The 21,706-nt window shown below is 33.6% G+C and carries 22 protein-coding genes; 13 read left to right on the forward strand and 9 right to left on the reverse strand.

Annotation, left to right across the window (positions count from 1 at the left end):
* Positions 1-4: 4 nt before the first annotated feature.
* The 3 genes from O6P34_RS14100 to O6P34_RS14110 all read left to right on the forward strand — a co-directional run bounded on the left by O6P34_RS14100 (position 5) and on the right by O6P34_RS14110 (position 3,331).
* A complete protein-coding gene (locus O6P34_RS14100; protein ID WP_269685152.1) occupies positions 5-1,186 on the forward strand; it encodes an acetyl-CoA C-acyltransferase in 1,182 nt (393 codons plus the stop codon).
* A 151-nt stretch (positions 1,187-1,337) separates the two neighbouring features.
* On the forward strand, positions 1,338-1,508 hold the full coding sequence (locus O6P34_RS14105) for a four helix bundle protein (protein ID WP_269685153.1): 171 nt from the start codon (positions 1,338-1,340) through the stop codon (positions 1,506-1,508).
* A gap of 32 nt (positions 1,509-1,540) precedes the next feature.
* On the forward strand, positions 1,541-3,331 hold the full coding sequence (locus O6P34_RS14110; RefSeq protein ID WP_269685154.1) for an acyl-CoA dehydrogenase FadE: 1,791 nt from the start codon (positions 1,541-1,543) through the stop codon (positions 3,329-3,331).
* Positions 3,332-3,678: 347 nt separating this feature from the next.
* On the opposite strand, the gene O6P34_RS14115 is transcribed toward O6P34_RS14110, so the two are convergent.
* On the reverse strand, positions 3,679-4,200 hold the full coding sequence (locus O6P34_RS14115; protein WP_269685155.1) for a DUF4251 domain-containing protein: 522 nt from the start codon (positions 4,198-4,200) through the stop codon (positions 3,679-3,681).
* 380 nt (positions 4,201-4,580) lie between these two features.
* Here O6P34_RS14115 and O6P34_RS14120 point away from each other — a divergent pair, with 380 nt between their 5' ends.
* Together O6P34_RS14120 and O6P34_RS14125 are read left to right on the forward strand one after the other, a co-directional pair.
* Positions 4,581-5,102 (forward strand): superoxide dismutase family protein, encoded by a 522-nt coding sequence (locus O6P34_RS14120; protein WP_269685156.1) that lies wholly within the window; start codon positions 4,581-4,583, stop codon positions 5,100-5,102.
* Between the two features lie 115 nt (positions 5,103-5,217).
* The gene (locus tag O6P34_RS14125; protein ID WP_269685157.1) at positions 5,218-6,420 is read left to right on the forward strand and encodes an LETM1-related biofilm-associated protein; all 1,203 of its coding nucleotides are present in this window, start codon (positions 5,218-5,220) and stop codon (positions 6,418-6,420) included.
* A 66-nt stretch (positions 6,421-6,486) separates the two neighbouring features.
* Here the strand turns inward: O6P34_RS14125 and can are convergent, their stop codons facing one another.
* From can to O6P34_RS14145, 4 genes are all read right to left on the reverse strand, one after another.
* Entirely contained in the window at positions 6,487-7,122 is a 636-nt protein-coding gene (gene can, locus O6P34_RS14130; RefSeq protein ID WP_269685158.1) for a carbonate dehydratase, read from the reverse strand.
* Between the two features lie 89 nt (positions 7,123-7,211).
* On the reverse strand, positions 7,212-8,867 hold the full coding sequence (locus tag O6P34_RS14135; protein WP_269685159.1) for a SulP family inorganic anion transporter: 1,656 nt from the start codon (positions 8,865-8,867) through the stop codon (positions 7,212-7,214).
* Between the two features lie 89 nt (positions 8,868-8,956).
* Positions 8,957-9,202, reverse strand: coding sequence for a hypothetical protein (locus O6P34_RS14140; RefSeq protein ID WP_269685160.1), 246 nt, complete (start codon positions 9,200-9,202; stop codon positions 8,957-8,959).
* Between the two features lie 168 nt (positions 9,203-9,370).
* Complete coding sequence (locus tag O6P34_RS14145) at positions 9,371-9,844, reverse strand: Dps family protein (RefSeq protein ID WP_269685161.1); 474 nt, start codon at positions 9,842-9,844, stop codon at positions 9,371-9,373.
* Positions 9,845-9,940: 96 nt separating this feature from the next.
* Here O6P34_RS14145 and O6P34_RS14150 point away from each other — a divergent pair, with 96 nt between their 5' ends.
* On the forward strand, positions 9,941-10,882 hold the full coding sequence (locus tag O6P34_RS14150) for a LysR substrate-binding domain-containing protein (protein WP_269685162.1): 942 nt from the start codon (positions 9,941-9,943) through the stop codon (positions 10,880-10,882).
* A gap of 33 nt (positions 10,883-10,915) precedes the next feature.
* On the opposite strand, the gene O6P34_RS14155 is transcribed toward O6P34_RS14150, so the two are convergent.
* Together O6P34_RS14155 and mnmC2 are read right to left on the reverse strand one after the other, a co-directional pair.
* On the reverse strand, positions 10,916-11,116 hold the full coding sequence (locus O6P34_RS14155; RefSeq protein ID WP_269685163.1) for a hypothetical protein: 201 nt from the start codon (positions 11,114-11,116) through the stop codon (positions 10,916-10,918).
* A gap of 147 nt (positions 11,117-11,263) precedes the next feature.
* Complete coding sequence (gene mnmC2 / locus O6P34_RS14160; protein ID WP_269685164.1) at positions 11,264-11,926, reverse strand: tRNA (5-methylaminomethyl-2-thiouridine)(34)-methyltransferase MnmC2; 663 nt, start codon at positions 11,924-11,926, stop codon at positions 11,264-11,266.
* A gap of 301 nt (positions 11,927-12,227) precedes the next feature.
* Here mnmC2 and O6P34_RS14165 point away from each other — a divergent pair, with 301 nt between their 5' ends.
* The gene (locus O6P34_RS14165) at positions 12,228-13,295 is read left to right on the forward strand and encodes a branched-chain amino acid aminotransferase (protein ID WP_269685165.1); all 1,068 of its coding nucleotides are present in this window, start codon (positions 12,228-12,230) and stop codon (positions 13,293-13,295) included.
* An 84-nt stretch (positions 13,296-13,379) separates the two neighbouring features.
* On the opposite strand, the gene O6P34_RS14170 is transcribed toward O6P34_RS14165, so the two are convergent.
* Positions 13,380-13,769, reverse strand: coding sequence for a nucleoside triphosphate pyrophosphohydrolase family protein (locus tag O6P34_RS14170; protein WP_269685166.1), 390 nt, complete (start codon positions 13,767-13,769; stop codon positions 13,380-13,382).
* 553 nt (positions 13,770-14,322) lie between these two features.
* Between O6P34_RS14170 and O6P34_RS14180 the strand changes: the two genes are divergently transcribed.
* The 4 genes from O6P34_RS14180 to O6P34_RS14195 all read left to right on the forward strand — a co-directional run bounded on the left by O6P34_RS14180 (position 14,323) and on the right by O6P34_RS14195 (position 16,987).
* Positions 14,323-15,429: an SRPBCC family protein gene (locus tag O6P34_RS14180; RefSeq protein WP_269685168.1), complete on the forward strand. Its 1,107-nt coding sequence runs from the start codon at positions 14,323-14,325 to the stop codon at positions 15,427-15,429.
* Between the two features lie 64 nt (positions 15,430-15,493).
* Positions 15,494-16,039: an RNA polymerase sigma factor gene (locus O6P34_RS14185; RefSeq protein ID WP_269685169.1), complete on the forward strand. Its 546-nt coding sequence runs from the start codon at positions 15,494-15,496 to the stop codon at positions 16,037-16,039.
* 34 nt (positions 16,040-16,073) lie between these two features.
* A complete protein-coding gene (locus O6P34_RS14190) occupies positions 16,074-16,487 on the forward strand; it encodes a hypothetical protein (RefSeq protein ID WP_269685170.1) in 414 nt (137 codons plus the stop codon).
* A 41-nt stretch (positions 16,488-16,528) separates the two neighbouring features.
* The gene (locus O6P34_RS14195; RefSeq protein ID WP_269685171.1) at positions 16,529-16,987 is read left to right on the forward strand and encodes a sensor of ECF-type sigma factor; all 459 of its coding nucleotides are present in this window, start codon (positions 16,529-16,531) and stop codon (positions 16,985-16,987) included.
* 57 nt (positions 16,988-17,044) lie between these two features.
* On the opposite strand, the gene O6P34_RS14200 is transcribed toward O6P34_RS14195, so the two are convergent.
* Positions 17,045-18,109, reverse strand: a complete 1,065-nt coding sequence (locus O6P34_RS14200) for a WD40/YVTN/BNR-like repeat-containing protein (protein ID WP_269685172.1) — start codon at positions 18,107-18,109, stop codon at positions 17,045-17,047.
* Between the two features lie 120 nt (positions 18,110-18,229).
* Here O6P34_RS14200 and O6P34_RS14205 point away from each other — a divergent pair, with 120 nt between their 5' ends.
* Positions 18,230-19,531, forward strand: a complete 1,302-nt coding sequence (locus tag O6P34_RS14205) for a hypothetical protein (RefSeq protein ID WP_269685173.1) — start codon at positions 18,230-18,232, stop codon at positions 19,529-19,531.
* 126 nt (positions 19,532-19,657) lie between these two features.
* A complete protein-coding gene (locus O6P34_RS14210) occupies positions 19,658-21,619 on the forward strand; it encodes a KUP/HAK/KT family potassium transporter (RefSeq protein ID WP_269685174.1) in 1,962 nt (653 codons plus the stop codon).
* Positions 21,620-21,706 lie beyond the last annotated feature (87 nt).

A 21,706-nucleotide genomic window follows, 5' to 3' on the forward strand; every position in this document is an offset into this window, starting at 1 on the left:
AAAAATGAAAACAGCCTATATAGTTAAAGCATACAGAACAGCCGTGGGAAAAGCCCCAAAAGGCGTGTTTAGATTCAAACGCCCTGATGAGTTGGCAGCAGAAACCATTCAATTTATGATGAATGAGTTGCCTGATTTTGACAAAACGCGTATTGATGATGTGATGGTAGGAAACGCAATGCCAGAAGCAGAACAAGGTCTGAATGTAGGGCGATTAATTTCCTTAATGGGATTAAAAGTTGAAGATGTTCCAGGTGTAACTGTAAACCGTTATTGCGCGTCAGGATTAGAAACTATCGGCATGGCTACTGCCAAAATCCAGTCGGGAATGGCTGATTGTATTATAGCCGGTGGCGCTGAAAGCATGAGTTTTATTCCGATGGGAGGCTACAAACCAACTCCGGATTATGCTGTTGCAAAAGCGGGTAACGAAGATTACTATTGGGGAATGGGACTTACTGCAGAAGCCGTTGCCAAACAATATAAAGTATCCCGAGAAGATCAAGATGAGTTTGCGTATCAATCGCATATGAAAGCCTTAAAAGCACAAGCCGAAGGCAAATTTGACAAACAAATTGTGCCCATTACTATCGAACAAACATTCGTCAATGAAAATGGTAAAAAAGAAACTAAATCGTATATCGTAAACAAAGATGAAGGACCAAGAGCCGGAACTTCTGTAGCAGCATTGGCCGGTTTAAGACCTGTTTTTGCCGCCGACGGAAGTGTAACGGCAGGAAATTCTTCCCAAATGAGTGATGGAGCTGCTTTCGTTTTGATTATGAGCGAAGCAATGGTAAAAGAGTTAAATCTGGAACCAATAGCCCGTTTGATCAACTTCGCTTCGGCTGGAGTAGAGCCCCGAATTATGGGAATTGGACCAGTAAAAGCAATTCCAAAAGCCTTAAAACAAGCAGGATTGCAATTAAAAGATATTGATTTAGTCGAATTGAATGAAGCATTTGCCTCTCAATCTTTGGCTGTGATCAGGGAATTAGGACTGAATCCGGATATCGTGAATGTGAATGGTGGAGCCATTGCATTAGGTCATCCGCTGGGTTGTACCGGAGCTAAACTTTCTGTTCAACTGTTCGACGAAATGAAACGCAGAGGAAATAAATACGGAATTGTAAGTATGTGTGTGGGAACCGGACAAGGAAGTGCAGGAATTTATGAGGTACTTTAAATTTTGAGATGTGAAAAGTGAAGAGTGAGATGTGAAGAGTGAGAAGTGAAGAGTGAAAAGTGAGATGTGAAAATGAATAGATGTTCCGTTTCTAAGCCATCAAATATTGCAGAAAGTTCAAATAGAGAGGATTAATATTTTTTAGTATTATATGAATATCTATTTATGCCCCTCATTCGAATTACAAACTCAATTGTTAATTGCTTGTCAAAATGATTACTTATCCAAAGAAAAAACAAACGAAATAGAAAATAAAATAATTGAATTTCAAAAGATGACAATAGGATTCATAAGTAAGTTAGACCATAATCTTTCTTCTTGATTCTTTTTCTCTTTTATCTAAAAAACAAAGTCATGAGCGACAAAACAAGAGGTGGTCAATTCATCGTAAAAGAAACAAAATGTGAAGATGTCTTCACACCAGAAGATTTCAATGAAGAGCAGTTAATGATGCGTGACTCTGTAAAGGAGTTTGTAGACAAAGAATTATGGGCACACAAAGATCGATTTGAAAAGAAAGATTATGCCTATACAGAAGAAACTATGCGTAAAGCTGGAGAGTTGGGACTTTTAGGAGTTGCTGTTCCAGAAGCTTATGGTGGACTTGGTATGGGATTCGTTTCGACCATGTTGGTTTGTGATTATATTTCGGGAGCAACGGGTTCATTCTCAACAGCTTTTGGAGCGCATACCGGAATTGGAACCATGCCGATTACTTTATATGGAACAGAGGAACAAAAACAAAAATATGTTCCAAAATTAGCTTCAGGCGAATGGTTTGGTGCGTATTGTTTGACCGAACCAGGCGCAGGATCTGATGCTAACTCTGGAAAAACAAAAGCCGTTTTATCTGAAGATGGAACACATTACAAAATTACAGGACAAAAAATGTGGATTTCGAATGCCGGATTTTGTTCTTTGTTTATCGTTTTTGCCCGTATTGGTGATGATAAAAACATTACCGGTTTTATTTTAGAAAACACTCCAGATAATGGAATTTCGATGGGTGAAGAAGAGCACAAATTAGGAATTCGAGCTTCCTCAACACGTCAGGTTTTCTTTAACGACACTAAAGTTCCGGTCGAAAACATGCTTTCCGAAAGAGGAAACGGTTTCAAAATTGCTATGAACGCTTTGAATGTCGGACGTATCAAATTGGCTGCTGCCTGCTTAGATGCGCAACGAAGAGTTACTACCGGAGGTATCAAATATGCCAATGAAAGAATTCAATTTAACACCGCTATTTCTCAGTTTGGGGCAATCCGTTATAAATTAGCCGAGATGGCCACCAGCTGTTATGCCGGAGAAAGTGCTTCTTACAGAGCCGCAAAAGATATTGAAGACCGAATTATAGCCCGTGAAGCAGAAGGTGCTTCACATCAGGAAGCCGAATTAAAAGGGGTTGAAGAATATGCAATAGAATGTTCCATTCTAAAAGTAGCAGTTTCTGAAGATGTACAGAATTGTTCTGATGAAGGAATCCAGATTTTTGGAGGAATGGGATTCTCCGAAGACACCCCGATGGAAAGTGCTTGGAGAGATGCCCGAATTGCCCGAATTTATGAAGGTACAAATGAAATTAACAGAATGCTTTCGGTTGGAATGTTAATCAAAAAAGCCATGAAAGGACATGTTGATTTATTGGGACCTGCGTCGAAAGTACAAGAAGAATTAATGGGAATTCCATCATTTGACATTCCCGATTATTCTGAATTATTTGCTGAAGAAAAAGAAATGATCAGCAAATTGAAAAAAGCATTCCTGATGGTTGCCGGTGGTGCCGTTCAAAAATACGGTCCTGATTTAGACGGTCACCAACAATTATTGATGGCCGCTTCTGATATTTTGATTGAAATTTATATGGCTGAATCAACTATTTTAAGAACAGAAAAATTAGCTAAAAAAGAAGGCGAAGCAAAAGTACAAGAGCAAATTGCCATGGCTAAATTATACTTATACAAAGCAGTAGATATTGTCACTCAAAAAGGAAAAGAAAGTGTTATTTCTTTTGCTGATGGTGATGAACAACGCATGATGTTGATGGGTTTACGTCGTTTTACAAAATATACGAATATGCCCAACATTGTAGGTTTAAGAGAAATAATCACCACTAAATTAGTAGCCGAAAACCAATACTGTTTCTAAACAGCTACGCCGTTTTTGATGCTCTTTATTCATTTAAAAAGCCGTTTTGTTCTCAGACAAAACGGCTTTTTTAATTTACACAAAATATATTTATTGGCTAATTTACCTGTAATTATTTTTCCTTCCCTATTCAGTTAAATTCGTTTATTTTTTATGTTACTGCTTTTCATTACTTAAAGTACAGATATGAATTACTTCTTACTCCATTTTGGATGATTGCATCAAATAAAAACAGTTTATTTTAAACTTCACTTCTCTTAGATTTACTAAATGAAAAGAAATTATAATATATCCAATAAAGCTTTAGTTCCCAAAAAACGTCCAAGGGAATTCTGTTGTTTAAAATTCTATTGCTCTGGCTTTTTCTCCGGCATAAAAATTTCACCGTTATACGATATCGTGCTGCGGTTGTTACTTATTATAGAAAGCGTTGCACTACCTTCAAAATAGACTGAAAGTGACAATCTATACACATCATTTATACCTTTTACGACAGCATTTATCAGATACTGTTTTTTGTCTTTTTTAATTGTAAACTCTTGGGGCTTGCCTTCAAATTTTAATCCACCGTCACCACCATATCCAATACCGCTGAAAGCTCTGCCGAAAAAAGGCATTTCGCTCTTAATAAAATCAGGACTAAATTTGACATAATTGGGATTTGTTGTCAAATCAATTGTTCTGAATCCTTGAGGCAAAGCATTTCTTGCTACAAAAACAAAATCCTTAGAATCAACCAGAATGGCCGTTTGTTTTTGCTTTTCAATCTTTTTTTCTTCTCTTATTTGCTTCCTTGTTTTTTCTTGAGCAAAACCAATGGTTACCAACCCAAAAAGAAATAATCCAAAAACCACTTTTTTTGTGTTCATATTGTCTAATTTTTAAAATAATAAAGAAAACTGTTTCAATTCAAATCGATTATATATCGCTTATATTTTTTTATCAAAATAGATCAACACGATATCCCCCATCATAAAATTCAAGGTCTTTCCGCCTTCTGAAATGAAGTATGAATCTGTTTTTTATAACGTTGTTTTTTAAATAATTAGCGAAATAACTAAAGTAAAAATACTGAATTTAATAATAGCCCCACTTATTTTATAGTTCCATTTTATATTTTAACAAATCCATTTAGTTGTGCATTTGATTGTAATCATTAACAGTTAAGCAAAACAGATTTAAGACAACTTTAAATAAAACCTATTTTTTTTATGTGTAATTTTATAAGATAATTAATAAAAATCAAATCATGAAGAAAATAATCCTTGCAGCTTCCCTTTTTATAGCCATTGCCATTGGGTGTAAAACCAATACTGGTGATTCAAAAAAATTGAATATCATTTTTGAACCCAAAAGCAACAGTACCGTTTCAGGAACAGCCACTTTTGTAGAAAAAAACGGAAAAGTAACTTTTGTGGCCACACTAGCCGGACTAAAACCCGGAATTCATGCCATTCATATACATGAAAAATCAGATTGTACCGCTGCCGATGGAAGTTCTGCAGGAGGACATTGGAATCCTACTTTTAAAAACCACGGAAAATGGGGTGTTGGCGAGTATCACAAAGGAGATATCGGAAACTTTGTTGCCGATGAAAAAGGAAACGGAACCATCACTTTAACAACCGATGAATGGTGTATTGGATGTGGAGATGCATCGAAAGATATTTTAGGAAAAGGATTAATTGTGCATCAAGGTGCAGATGATTTTGTTTCACAACCAGCAGGAAATGCCGGAGCAAGAGTAGCTTGTTCTGCTATAATTAAATAAGATTTCTTTTTTTGAAAAAAAACCGTCTTGTTTGAAAAGCAAGACGGTTTTTTTAATTTTAATTTAATATCAAAACCATAAAAAAACATAGCTTTGCAGCTTCAAATTATAGTTAATGATTAACCCATCTACATCCGGCTGGATAGATAAATTTTTTTATAAACAAAAATTTTCAGAACAAACCGTAGCTGAAACCGCTGAATCTTTCTACAATAAAGTAAGAGATACCGGTTTTATTTACGGGCATATCATTTCGTTTGAAACTCAAAATGCAATTCCTACTAAAGGTTGGTTTAAAGAAGAAATTTCAAAGGTAGCCTTGTTAAATACTTTATTTGGTGTTTTTGTGGTAACCAAAAAAGAATTTGATTCTGAAAAATTTATTTCTGAAGCTGTTGCTTTTTACAATCAAATGAATCCACAGGGTTTTAATTTGTTTAAAAAAATACTTCCAAAAAACAATTCCTCGCTCACTTTAGAAAAGATTATTGATGAACGCGTACAAACAAACGACAGCATCATCAGCAAAAACTTTTCGCATCTGGTAACGAATGCATTATTGTTTATGGATGTTCTTGCTTTTCGCCAATATTTAATTCACGGAGCAATTCCAGAAAAATACCTGAAAAAATTTGAAGAAACGATAGTTAATATTGTGACCTTGGCTTTACGAATCAAGTCTAATAAAACCCAATATGACGATTTGTTAATTAAACTTTTTGAAGCTTCTATTCGATACAGTAAATTCTCGAAAGATTCAATCCAGAATTTCGACAGTCTTCAATTGGACTATTTCACTAACGAATTGGAAAAAAAATATTTGATAGACATTGCCGGAATGGCATTGTGGAGTGATGGTATAATTGAGAATAACGAGGCTTATTTTTTGCATCAATTAGCTGAAAAGCTTAAAATTTCGGATGATTTTGTAACGTTAAGTATTGAGCATACCAATGCTTTTATCACAAAACATAAAAAGGAGATTCCTTATTTTAATTATTCTAATCCGGTAAAACATTTTTACGATCAAACGACTCAAAGTGTCGTGACTCTTATTTCCCGAAATAAAAATCGATTAGTTAAAGAAATCATTCAAAGCAAAGAGTTGATGCTTTTACTTGCTTATTCCACCCGAAGGGATTTAGACGAAAAAGAAAAGAAAAAGGTAAAAAAACAATTGTTAGACATTTGTAAAACAGTTCCTTCGCTGACCATTTTTTTACTTCCCGGAGGTAGTTTATTATTGCCTATTTTGATTAAGTTTATCCCAACATTACTGCCATCGGCTTTTAATGAAAATCTTGATAATGACGATTAACCTCGGCTATTAAAATAAAAAAACTGCTCTAAGGCAGTTTTTTTATTTGTAATTATGTGATTTCGATTAGAATTTCAACTGATACACTTCATCTAAATCTTTGTTAGAACTAATATTTACTTCTAAATCGGTAACAAATCCGGAGTTTAATCCATATGCCCAACCGTGTAAAGTTAATTCTTGTCCGTTTTTCCAAGCAGACTGAACAATAGATGTTTTGGCTAAATCAAAAACTTGTTCTTTCACATTGATTTCTACAAAAGCATTAAAACGATCCGTTTCATTCTCTATTGAATCTAAATATACTTGATGCAAACGATACACATCTTTTATGTGACGAATCCAGTTGTCAATAATTCCTATTGAATCATTTCCCATCGCCGCTTTAATACCTCCACAGCCATAATGACCACAAACCAGTACATGCTTCACTTTCAAAACATTTACCGCATAATCCAGAACGCTCAACATATTCATGTCAGAGTGTACCACCATATTGGCAATGTTTCTGTGAACGAAAACTTCACCCGGTTTTGCCCCTACAATTTCATTTGCAGGCACCCTGCTGTCCGAACAACCTATCCATAATAGAGGCGGTGTTTGCCCTTTGGCTAAATCCTGAAAATAATTGGGATCACTCGCTAACGATGTTTCAACCCATTTTTTATTATTATCTAATATTTTTTTATAAAAATCGTCCATAACTATCTGTTTTATTTGACTCGTAAAATTAACTATTCTGTGATGTAAAGAAACTGATTAAAATCTTCTAAAAATAATCTGTTGTCACTTTATTCCGGAAAAATCTCTTGTTTTATCTCTTTTTTGACCATCACTCTTTTTGCAAAATCATAATGATGCTCAATTGTAACGTGGTTTTGTCCCTCGGTACTATTCTCTAATCGGTACTCTTTTTTAAATCCTTTCAGTTTCACCTTGATATTTTCATCTTTGGCTCTGGTCGCTTTAAATTCACGGATTAAATCTAAAATATCGTGTGCTATATACACCGTATCATGTGCATTGATAATCACTCTGGAATTCTCCGGAATCTCATTTAATGTCAATTTAATAGCCGATTTATTCAAGAAAGAAACTTCTTGCGCTAAGTCGATATGAATCACATCTCCATCCACATATTCTTCTTTTCTAAAACTATAAGCTCTTTTAAGATTTCCTCTTAGAATAAAAATAATACTAATTATGATTCCCAAAGCTACTCCTTTTAGCAAATCCAGAAATACAACCGCCAATAAAGTCACTATAAAAGGAATAAACTGGTACTTTCCGTTGTCCCAAAAATGCTTGAATGTCGCCGGTTTAGCTAATTTATATCCTACTAAAATCAGAATAGCGGCTAAGGTTGCCAATGGAATTTTATTTAAAATAAACGGAATCGTCAATACACTTACTAATAGTAATACGCCGTGAATGATGGTTGACATTTTAGATTTAGCCCCCGCATTATTATTTGCCGAAGAGCGAACTACAACAGATGTCATGGGCAATCCTCCCAAAAGTGAGCTCACAATATTTCCTATTCCTTGCGCTTTCAGCTCCACATTAGTATCCGTATAACGCTTGTGAACATCCATTCTGTCTGATGCTTCAATACACAATAATGTCTCAATAGAAGCTACAATAGCAATTGTTAACCCTACAATCCAAACTTGTGGATTCGTTATTCCCGAAAAATTTGGAGTTACAATAATTTGCTTGAATTCCTCTAAAGTTGTAGGTACGGGTAAAGAAACCAAATGCTCTTTCATTATCGCCAATGAACTTCCTGATACCACAAAAATTTCATTCAAAACCACTCCAATAACTACTGCTACCAATGCCCCAGGAACTAATTTTAATTTTTTCAAAAAAGTTATTTTATCCCAGACAATCAGGATTGCTATGGAAACAAAACTAATAATTATAGAACCTAATTGAATGTGATTTAAAACCCCAAATAATGTTGAAAAGGTGTTGTTTCCATCCGCTTGCGCAAAAGCCATGTCGCCTTCAAAATCACTATCATAACCAAATGCGTGTGGCAATTGTTTTAAAATGATAATGATTCCGATACCTGCCAACATTCCTTCGATAACATTGGTTGGAAAATAATTTGAGATGCTTCCCGCTTTTATAAATCCTAAAGCTAATTGAATTAATCCCGCAATAAAAACAGCTGTCAGGAAGACATCAAAAGCCCCTAAGTCCGTAATTGCCGTTAAAATAATTGCCGTTAAACCTGCTGCCGGCCCCGAAACGCTTATGTGCGATTTGCTCAAATATCCTACCACTATTCCGCCTATAATCCCTGAAATAATACCCGAAAACAACGGAGCACCCGAAGCCATTGCAATACCTAAACATAAGGGAAGCGCCACCAGAAAAACCACTAAACCAGACGCAAAATCGGATTTAAGGTTAGCAAAAAGATTGATTTTTTTTGTCATAATACCTTACTAAAAATTGAATACAAAGATTTTTTCCACATTGAAAAATGCAAAAAAGTTAATTTCAAATTATTGAAATTACTGCTGTATTAAACTTGGTCAGGCGGAGGTATAAATATAGAGGCTGCTACATTATCATGTTTTGATAAATTATCTGATAAAATAACATTTGAAGACGTTTCAAAGAAAGTAATAGTCTCCATTTCAGCATCAAAGCATAAAAAGGCTTTGAATTGTTTGTGTACATTTTCTTCTTCAGAAACACTATAAAAAATAGAAGTATCGGCGCTTTTTTCTATCACACAAACTATTGTTGGTGCTAATAGAAAAATCATGAATATGAATAAAAATATTTGAGCCGTTTTTTTCATTGCGACAAAAGTAGAATTTAGTTTGTGAAAAAAAGTTGCTTTACGGTAAATTTAAAAAAAAATTAACATCCACAAAAAAGCCAAAACAACTATAGTTATCATGGCTTTTTTCTAAATTAAGATCTATTATAATTATTCTTCTAACCAAGCTTGCATCATCCAAATGGTTTTTTCTTGTTCAGAAATAAAATCACTCATCATTGAGTTCGTTCCTTCATCATTAATTTCAGAAGATTTAGTCAGTATTGCTCTTTCGATTTTCAATAAACTAGATAAAGAATCCACAATTAAATGAATTGCTTTTTCATCATTTGAAATGTTTTTTCCAACAGTCAATTGATTGAATTTAATATAATCTTCAAATGTATGTAATGGTCTTCCGCCCAATGTCAGGACACTCTCAGCAATCAAGTCAATTTTTAGCTGGGAATCATTGTATAACTCTTCAAATTTAACATGTAAATCAAAGAAACGTTTCCCACGAATATTCCAATGAATCCCTCTTAAATTTTGATAATAAACCTGAAAATTGGAGAGTAAAATATTTAACTCCACTATAATTAATTCTGATTCTTTTACGGGTAATCCTAAAATATTAGTTTTCATATTTTCTATTTTTAACAAATTTAAGTAAGAAATAAGCAGTTTGTACTATAAATTAAATTGATTGTTTTTATATTTGCATCAACATTTACTATAAATATGACTATCACCCAATTAAAATACGTTTTGGCTGTCGCTGAACATAAAAACTTTACGCTTGCTGCCGAAAAATGCTTTGTGACACAACCTACATTAAGCATGCAAATTCAAAAAATTGAAGAAGAATTGAGTATTCAGATTTTTGACAGAACCAAAAAACCAATCCAACTTACGGACATTGGTCAAAAAATAGTAACACAAGCTAAAAACATCGTTAATGAAGCTGATAGAATTCAAGACATTGTAGAACAGCAAAAAGGATTTATAGGCGGTGAATTCAGACTGGGAATCATCCCAACCATTATGCCTACGTTACTGCCCATGTTTTTAAATAATTTCATCAAAAAATATCCTAAAGTAAAACTCATCATTGAAGAGTTGAACACCGAAGAGATTATTACAAAACTCAACAACGGTCATCTTGATGCCGCTATAGCTGCAACTCCTTTGATGGAAGATAAGATAAAAGAAATCGTATTATACTTTGAACCTTTTGTCGCTTATATTCCGGAGAGTCATCATAATTTTCAAAAAGAAGAAATTGAAGTTTCTGATTTGAACATTGACGATATTCTTTTGTTACAAGACGGCCATTGTTTCCGTGACGGTATTTTAAATTTATGTAAAAACACCAGCCGTAATGAATTCAATCATTTTCAAATAGAGAGCGGCAGTTTTGAGACTTTAATAAAATTAGCCGATGAAGGTTTAGGAACAACGCTCCTTCCCTACTTGCATACGCTGGATTTAAAAGAATCTGACAAAGTAAAACTGCGTCATTTTAAGGAACCAAAACCGGCGAGAGAAGTCAGTTTGATTTTCCCAAAAAGCGAATTAAAAATACAAATCATTGACGCCTTAAGAAGTACCATTGCCGGTGTTATAAAAGGAGCCATTGTTTTTCAGAATGTGCAAATTATAAGTCCAATTCAAAAGAAATAAAAAAAGGAACCTCAATTGAGGTTCCTTTTTTTATTATTGGTGATTTACAATAAGCAAACATTGTTTTAGTTCTGGTTTCTCGATAGTGAATTTCAATAACCATTCTCGTAATTGCTCCATTTCATATGGCAACAAGGTTCTGATGGCTTTTTCTAATTCTTTGCAAAAAAGTATCGGATCAAAACTTACTCTTTCTAGAATAGATTTTGTGTAATCAAACATTATTTTAGACATAATAAATTAAGATTTTAAAGGTTATTTGCTTTTTTAACGTGTTGTAAAAGTACCTTTTTTATACATATCGGCTAAAACATTTAACGAAGTTTTTGGTTTTTTATTACATCCGAATCTGTTTTTTTTCAAATTTAAAACGCTCCTAAACTACCCCTTACTCGCCCTGAACATTTCTCTTTTACCAGGCGGTCCTGCTAGTTTTTCAACTGTAAAACCTACCTCTATCATGCTTCGTTTCACTACTCCACGGGCGGCATATGTGACTAATTTGCCTTTTGGTTTAAGGGCATCATACATTTTTTGAAAAATAGCGGTACTCCATAATTCGGGTTGTACTCTGTAACCAAAAGCATCAAAATAAATCAGGTCAAATTTTTCAACATCTTCAATTTGGTCAAAAAACTGTTTCCTTTTTGTCAACTCAAAATCAGGGTTCAACAGCATTTTTTCATCCCAATTGCTTTCGTGCATTTTTTCGAAAATTTGAATTTCATTTCCGGCATTCAATTCCGCTACGTAATTCATCGCAAGCACTTCTGCAGCAGAAACCGGATATGCTTCAACCCCGACATAATTAATCGTTTGATTTAATTTTTTAGCTTCCAAAAAAGTGATAAACGCATTCAAACCGGTTCCAAATCCAATTTCAAGGATTGAAACTGATTGATTTTCGAACAAGGAAAGTCCATTTTTTATAAAAACATGTTGTGCTTCCTGAATTGCGCCGTGTTTAGAATGGTAACATTCATCCCATTCCTTGAGATGAATAGTCGTTGAGCCGTCCAGCGTTTGAATTATTTCTCTTTCCAAAGTGATTTCTTGAAATTATTTGTTCTTAGATGTCCTGTTTTTATGGTCAAATTTAGTCAAAACAAAACCGTTTCGTTTCAAAAAATCTATATTTTTTATATAATTCATATAAATTGACACAAATCTTTTTCATTTTTTTGAGAATAAATAAATCACAGTTAAATGCTATAAATAATGTTGTTTTGACAAGGTTTTTGCTGATTTTTATTTAATTTTGTAATCATTAAAATAAATCCATTACAAACCAATGTTTTAAGCTGATGCTTATTACTAAAAATATCATAAAAAACAATTCTTTATCATGAGTGCAACTCAAACAAACAAAATTGAGATTATAAAAGCGGCTACTACAAAAATAAATGAAGTAGATTTTGAACACTTAAGTTTTGGTTCCGTTTTTACAGACCATTTATTCGAATGTGATTTTAAAGATGGGGAATGGCAAAAACCGGTCATTAAGCCGTATGCACCTTTTTTATTAGACCCATCAACCAGAGTTTTTCATTACGGTCAAGCCATTTTTGAAGGAATGAAAGCCTACAAAGATGGTAACAATGATATTTGGCTTTTCAGACCTGATGAAAACTATAAACGTTTTAATAATTCTGCCGTACGATTGGCTATGCCGGAAGTTCCAGAAGAAGTATTTATGAATGGTCTAAATCAATTATTGAAATTAGACGAAGCATGGATTAAAAAAGGAAAAGGAAACGCGATGTATATCAGACCTTTTATGATTGCAACAAGTACCGGTGTGATTGCTAATCCTTCGGACGACTATAAATTCATGATTATTTTATCTCCTGTGACTTCATACTATTCCGGTGAAGTGAAAGTACTTATTGCGGAACATTTCAGTAGAGCTGCAAATGGAGGAATTGGAGCTGCAAAAGCGGCAGGCAATTATGCTGCGCAGTTTTACCCAACCAGTTTAGCGAATAAAGAAGGATTCCAACAAGTAATCTGGACTGATGATGCTACGCATACAAAACTAGAGGAAGCTGGTACCATGAATGTATTTTTCAGAATAAATGATACTTTGTTAACCGCACCTGTAAGTGAACGAATTCTTGACGGTGTTACCCGAAAAACGCTTATCGATTTAGCGAAAAGCGAAGGTATAGCTGTAGATGTTCGTCCAGTTTTAGTATCGGAACTTGTTGAAGCGTCTAAAAACGGAACTTTGAAAGAAATTTTCGGAGCAGGAACCGCTGCGGTTGTAAGTCCAATCTCTGGATATTCGTATCAAGATGTTTATTATGAATTACCAAAAATTGAAAATTCAGTAGCCATACAATTGAAAGATAAATTAACCAATATTCAAAACAAACTGGCAGAAGATACTTTCGGCTGGACCGTTAAAGTATAGTTTTTAGATTTCAGATTTAAAAAAAGCGATTTTCAATATGAAAATCGCTTTTTTTATTTTTTGCAGATCGAAATTTAAAACCTGTTATTTTCCTCCCAGTATTTTTGAGAAATCGGGTTTAAAATAATTTGGTCCTTTCATCACTTTCCCATCTTCCCGATAAATTGGATTTCCGTCTTCCCCGAGTTTACTCATATTACTGCGTTGAATTTCGTCGAAAACTTCTTCAATTTTATGTTGTAATCCGTGTTCAATGATTGTTCCGCACAGAATATACATCATGTCTCCCAAAGCATCGGCAATTTCTACTAAATCTTTATTCTGAACAGCTTCCAGATATTCTTCATTTTCTTCCTTCATTAAATTATAACGAAGGATGTTTTTAGTTTCCCCCAAATCAGCAATTGGAGTTTCTTTATGTCCTATGTTGAATGCCGTATGAAATTCTTTAACCGCGCTAATTTGTTTTTGCATATTTTTATTTAATTAAATGAAACGGAAAATTAGTAACTTTTGGTTCACAATTAACTAAATTTGCAAAAAAAATTTACACTATGTTTAGTCAAGGACAATTACTATTTGCTGCCTGTTTTTTTGTTGCTTTTGTCATAGCCATGATTTTTGCCTATAGAAAAGACGCATCATTACACCAAATTTTTTACAAAGGAAACTATAAAATACTAATCGGTTTTGGATTATTTATTGGACTTCTTTTCCTTATAAAAATATTTTTTAAACGTTAATTTTTATATCGAAGATAAAAAGTGCCCGCTTAACTGCGGGATTTTTATTTATAAAATACTGTTTTTCAATTCTATAAAAACTGTACATTTATTTTTTTGTTGTAATTCATTCTTAAAAATTATCTTGTTGCATCAGATTCCTTTTGACATTGAACCTTCTTTCAACTCGGTTTTTATTTTCATTCTCCCAAATCTTATAAATTATCATTTTTTTAATTTTTTAATAGTTACTGTAGCATATTAATAAAATTTCTAACTTTACAACTGAAAACAAATCACTTATCATGAGAATTTTAAAATATATCTTTCTTTTACTTCTACTTACTTTAGTTTCATTGTCGGTTTTTGTGGCTACACAGAAAGGCAATTTTACTGTTGAAAGGAGTAAAATAATCAATTCCCCTAAGTCAGCCGTGTTTAGTTATGTGAATGATTACAGAAATTGGGAAGATTTTGGATCTTGGATGACTGATGACGCTGAAATGAAAGTAGTTTATCCTCAAAAAACAATTGGAGTTGGTGCTTCCTATACTTGGGAGGGAAAAGACGGTGCCGGAGAAATGAAAACCGTTTTTGTAAAAGAGAATGACAGTATTGCTCAAAAAATGGATTATGACGGAACCGTTTCTGATGTTTTTTGGAGTTTCAAAGATACTTTAGGAGGCACAAAAGTTACTTGGAAAACCATCGGAAAAATGAGTTTTGCTTTCAAAATTTATACCGCGTTAAACGGAGGCGTTAATAAGATTATAGGCCGAATGTATGAAAACAGTTTGGCTAATTTAGACAAAACTTTAGACTATGAAACCAATACATATACTGTAAAAGTAAATGGTCTGGTCAGAAAACTAGAGACAAATTATTTAAAACAAACGTTCACCAGTACTATTTCGAATGTTATCAAAAATACGCGAATTATTTTTCCAAAAATCATCACTTTTTGTGCCCAAAATAATATTGAATTGAACGGAAAACCTTTTGTTATTTATCACACTTATGATTTAGAACAGGATTTAACCAAAATATCGTTTTGTGTACCTATAAAACAACCTATTTTTACCAGTGAAGGAAGTGACATTTTATCCGGTAAATTAGAATCTTTTGTTGCTGTTAAAACCACCTTGACCGGTGATTACTCACATACTAAAAAAGCATTGGATAAGACGATTCAATACATGACTGAAAAACATATTACTCCAGACCCTAAATTTTCGCATCTTGAAATTTATACAATTGGAAAAAACGAAATAAAAAATGCTTCAAAATGGGTTACCGAAATTTATTATCCCGAAAAACCTAAAGCAGCAACTCCAAAACCCGTAGTAAATACGCCAAAAGAAACCACTGTTGCTTCACCAAAAATAGAGCAAGAGATTCCATCCGAATTTTAATCTTTTTTTAAAAGCTGATTAAACCTATTTAATAAATTCCATTCTAACTATATAAATAACAGTTTTGCAGGAAGAGCAGGAATTTATTCAGGAATTATTGAATCCTAAAACGCAAAATGAAGCGTTTCAAAAACTCTTGTCGGTATATCAAAAACCGTTATACAATCACATTCGGAATATTGTTTTGAATCACGATGATGCGGATGATGTGTTGCAAAATACATTTATAAAAGTATTTCAGTATCTAAAAAGTTTCAAAGGAGAAAGCAAACTTTTTTCGTGGATGTATCGCATTGCGACTAATGAAGCACTTACTTTTTTGAATCAAAAAGCAAAAGTTAATGGTGTTTCAACAGCAGCTTTACAAAACAAAACTATTGATAATTTGCAGGCCGATGTTTTTTTTGACGGAAATGAAATTCAGTTGAAATTACAAAAAGCCATCGCAAATCTGCCCGAAAAACAACAATTGGTTTTTAAAATGAAATATTTTGAAGAACTCAAATACGAAGAAATATCGGAAATTCTGGGTACATCAGTTGGTGCTTTGAAAGCTTCTTATCATCATGCTGTAAAAAAAATAGAAACTTTTGTAACAACTGCTGGTTAAACCTTTTTTATAAAACGAAGTCTAAACGATAGTTATGAAAACATTTAAATTAGAAAACGAACCTAAAATTGAATCCGGATTTAAAACTCCAGACCATTACTTTGAGGATTTTTCTGCGAAAATCATGCAGCAATTACCTGAAAATGAACCTAAAGTAATTTCAATTTTTCATAAAAGAAAAAACATTCTTTTTGCGGTAGCCGCTGTTTTAGTTTTGGCATTGATGATTCCGGTTTACACCACACTTTCAACCAATACAAAAACACTAGACGAAACTACTTTAGAAAATTATATCACGTATCAATCTAATGTGAATCAATATGATTTAATAAGTGAATTGGAACTGGAAGATATCAATAAAATAAAAACAACAATCCCAATTGAAGATGAAGCCATAGAAGATGTATTGACAACCAACTCCGATATGGAGCATCTTATATTAGAATAAAACGCTACAACAAATTGAACTTAATCTCAAAAAATACAACAATGAACCTAAAAAAAATATTCCCCCTAGTACTGCTTTTGGTATCTTTCACTTTTTACGCTCAAGGCGAAAGAATGAGAGAGAAAAAAGAGCAAATAAAAACCATGAAAGTCGCTTTTTTGACAACCGAATTAAATTTAACCTCCAGTGAAGCGGAGAAATTTTGGCCGGTGTACAACACTTTTGATGACAAACAATTTGAATTGAGACATCAAAAAATGAAATCTTTCATGAGACGGATGAATGATGAATCTGTTGATAAAATGAGTGAAAAAGAAGCAAGTGCCTTTTTAAATCAGATGGAAAGTACGGAAGAAGAACTGTTTTTGTTGCGAAAAAAATTCATAGCAACCTTGAAAAGCATTTTACCGGCAACAAAAATCATTCAATTGAGAAAATCGGAAGAAGATTTTAACCGAAAATTATTGCAACAATACAGAGACAAAGGCCCAAAAAGATAAACTTAGTCTTTATAAAAACGAAACGCTTGCTACCATGTAAAGTAGTAAGCGTTTTTTTTATTTTTTAAAATGAATGCGAATCATTTTGTTTTTCCCTGCTGCAATAGCTGTAGTATCATTCCAAAAACGAATCGTATAAAGGCTATTGTCTTTTGACAACTGTTTCCATGATTTTCCCGCATCCGCAGTATAATATAAGCCCGAAGCACCAACAGTAACTATCCCTTTACCCAAACTATGGGGAACATATTGCACACAAGATGCATACCCAAAACCTTGATTTTGCGCAATGAGTGACCAATGTTTCCCTGCATCAACCGTTACGGCTTTATTATCAAAATTCTGATTTGGAACTTCATAATTTCCACCAGCAACAAAACCCACTTTTTTATCATAGAAATCGGCCGTGAAAATCCCTGTCATTTGTTGTCCTTGAACTATTGGAGTTTCATAAACCGTCCATGATTTTCCTTTATTGGAAGAATAAAAAACTCTTGATTTTTTACCTCCCGAAACAATCCAGACAGCATTGCCGTTTATTACGATATTCGAATTACTTGCAGCAAAAGCGGCTTCTCCTTCGCTAACTTGAGGCAATTGACGCGAAGGAATTTTAGTCCATGAATTTCCTCCATCCCGGGTAATTAATATTGACAGTGTGTTTTCTACAGGATCTCCTACCGCTATTCCTTCTTTATCATTCCAAAATTGCATGCTGTCATAAAACACTTTTTCATGATTTTCCTGATACACTATTTTTGTTTCCAAATTGTCTTTTGAAATCCTGTAAAGTAATGCCGGATTTGATACGCAGAGCATAAAAATATATTTTGAAGTTTTGGCTATACTTCTAAATTCTAATTTCAAACTGTCTTTGACGATTTGGTGCTCTATTTTTATATTTTTTTCCAAATCAAAAAAACCAAATCTGGAATTATCAGCCGCATACCACATTTTATTTCCATCAAAAACTACTGCTCTAATGCTTATTTTATCCTGAAACAAAGTATCCGTTTCAACAGCAACAAAAGGCTTATTTATGGTGCCATTCCATTCATAACTATTTGTTTTACAAGATATAAAAACAAGCAAGACGATTACTGACCGTAAAATATTCTTCATAGATTCATTTGTATTTGAAAGCTAATTTACAATTAAATAAATGAATACAAACCGATAGATTTATTTATTGGCACAGTAATTGGATTGTCTGAAATAATTAATTTTTTAATTCTATCTACCATGAAAACTAAACTACTTTTACTGACTGTATTGACCTCTATTTTTGCAGCACAAGCTCAAGATAGAACTTCGATAAACGCTATGAATTCTGAAATTAGCGATAACTTAGATTTGCGAGCTGTTGCGGACATTTTTGGGGATTCAAAAAACATTCAGGACTTTGAAAGACGATTGAACGATCCTACACTACAAATATCAAATTTAGATTTAAACAATGATGACGAAGTAGATTATTTACGCGTTATTGAAACCGTTGAGAAACGCACGCATGTGATTATCATACAAGCCGTTTTAGAGCAAGATGTTTATCAAGATATTGCTACTATCGATGTAGAAAAAGACAAATACAACAATGTACATGTACAAGTTGTCGGAGATGTTTATATGTATGGTCAAAATTACATTTATGAGCCTGTTTACTACACTACTCCATTTATTTATGCCTCTTTTTGGGTATCTAACTACCGTCCGTATTATTCTACTTGGTCTTGGAACTATTATCCAAGTTATTACTACAGTTGGAATCCATATCCCGTATTTAGATATAGAAACAACATTCACCTTAGTTTAAATATACATAACAATTACAATTATGTAAACTACAGAAGAAGTAACAGAGCCGAATATTTACACCATTCCAGACGTTCGAACGGATATGAAAGACAACATCCTGAATATGCTTTTTCAAGAAGAAATGCTAGTGTAGCAAACCGTTACGAATTAGATCAACGAAGAGATTCCAGAAATGTAAGAGCTAGCAATCAAGCAGGCTATTCAAACAGAAGTAATTCTCCTCAAAGAGAATCTGTTCAAAACAGAACCCGTTCCAACAGAGAAAATGCTCCACAACGAACTGCATCACAAAGAGATTATACTCAAAACAGAAGCAATTCCAACAGAGAAAATGCTCCGCAACGAACTGAAACGCAAAGAGATTATACTCCAAACAGAAGCAATTCCAGCAGAGAAAATGCTCCACAACGAACTGAAACGCAAAGAGATTACACTCAAAACAGAAGCAATTCCAGCAGAGAAAATGCTCCACAACGAACTGAAACGCAAAGAGATTATACTCAAAACAGAAGCAATTCCAGCAGAGAAAATACTCCACAGCGAACAGAGACACAAAGAAACTATGCTCAAAACAGAGTTAATTCTTCCAGAGAAGCAGCACCACAACGTACGCAATCTCAAAGAGATAATTCTCAAAACAGATCCAGTTCTGCCAGAGAAAATTCTTCACAACGCTCTGAGTCTCCAAGAGAAAACGGAGGTTCAAGAGGTAATGCAAGACGATCTTAGTACCATAAAATAAATCAATCAAAAAAACACGGTTCCGTCAACCGTGTTTTTTTTTATCTTTTTTTTTATAAATCACTTTAGTTTATTATAAAAGATTAAATTTGAAAAGTTTTTTAATAATTTTTCATGAGCGCATCGCACAAAGACCTCCACAGTAAATTAACATTAGGTGGTTTATTAGTTTCATTAGGAATAATTTATGGTGACATTGGTACGTCGCCATTATATGTTATGAAAGCCATACTTGGCAATCACATCATTAATGCGGATATTGTTTTAGGAGGAATCTCTTGTGTATTTTGGACGCTTACTTTACAAACTACCATCAAATATGTAATTATTACCTTAAGCGCTGACAATCATGGCGAAGGAGGTATTTTTGCATTGTATGCATTAGTCAAAAAAACAAAAATACAATGGCTGATCGTCCCCGCCATTATAGGGGGAAGTGCCTTACTTGCCGATGGAATCATTACGCCTCCCATCTCGGTATCTTCTGCAGTTGAAGGAATCAGAACGTTTTATCCCGAAATAAATACCGTTCCTATCGTTATTGGTATTTTGTTTATTCTGTTTACTATCCAGCAATTTGGGACCAAATTAGTCGGTAAATTTTTCGCACCGATGATGCTTATTTGGTTTGGAATGCTTGCTATTTTAGGAACCTTACAAATCATCGAACATACCGAGGTTTTAAAAGCTGTAAATCCTTACTACGCCTATCATTTACTATCGATACATCCAGATGGCTTTTTTGTACTTGGTTTTGTATTTTTATGTACAACGGGAGCAGAAGCGCTCTACTCCGATATGGGACATTGCGGCAGAAAAAACATCAGAATCAGCTGGATTTTTGTAAAAACGGCACTAGTACTTAATTATTTTGGTCAAGCGGCTTATTTGATTCATCATGAAGGTCAAACTTTAGAAAGTTTAGGCGGAAAAAACGGAAATCCATTTTACCTCATAATGGCAGATTGGTTTCAGCCCATAGGAATCGTTATTGCCACGCTTGCCGCCGTAATTGCTTCTCAAGCCTTAATCAGTGGTTCATTTACATTGATTAATGAAGCGATGCGATTGAATTTTTGGCCAAAAGTCAAAATCAAATATCCAACTGAATTAAAAGGGCAATTGTATATTCCATCCATCAACTGGTTGTTATTTTTTGGTTGTGTGGGTATTGTATTGCACTTCGAAGAATCCAGCAATATGGAACATGCCTACGGGTTAGCCATTATTCTTTGTATGATAATGACCACTATTTTACTCAATTATTATTTGATAATGAAAAGAGTAAAACTTTATTTCATCACACCATTAATCACCATTTATCTGTTGATTGAATTTAGTTTTCTAGCTGCCAACATCACAAAATTTGCCGAAGGTGGTTATGTAACGCTTTTTATAGCTATTCTTTTAATATCTGTGATGACTATTTGGTATTTAGCTAAGAAAATCAATAAGAGCTATACTAAAATCGTTAAAATTGAAGATTATAAAAAAGTCCTTGTTGAATTAAGCGCTGATTTAAGCATTCCAAAATATGCTACCCACTTAGTATATATGACTAATGCAGGAAGAACCGATGAAATAGAAGAAAAAGTGATGTATTCTATTTTGCAAAAAAGACCCAAAAGAGCTGATATTTATTGGTTTGTCCATGTAAATATATTAACAGAACCATACAAAACCGAATATAAAGTAACCGAAATGGTCAAGGATGATTTGTACCGTATCGATTTTAATTTAGGTTTCAGAGAGCCAACAAAAATTAACCTAATGTTCCGTGAAGTAATTCGGGATATGGTAAAAAAAGGAGAAGTAGATATCACCAGCCGATACGAATCCTTAAATAAAAATAATATTATTGGAGACTTTAAATTTGTATTGTCCGAAAAATTCTTGTCTAATGACAGCGATTTATTATGGCACGAAAAATTAATTATGAACTCTTATTTCTTCATCAAAAAACTCAGTTTATCAGAAGAAAGAGCCTTTGGTTTAGACAGTAGTTCTGTTAAAATCGAAAAATTCCCAATGGTACTTCACGCACCGGAAAACATTGGTTTGACACGAGTTAAATAAAAAAATTATCAAAATACAACTAAAAACACTGTCTATAAAACAGTGTTTTTTTATGCCATAAAATATTAAAAAGAACATTCATTATTA

This window comes from Flavobacterium lacustre (assembly GCF_027474525.2).
In the GTDB taxonomy this organism is placed as follows: Bacteria; Bacteroidota; Bacteroidia; order Flavobacteriales; family Flavobacteriaceae; genus Flavobacterium; species Flavobacterium lacustre.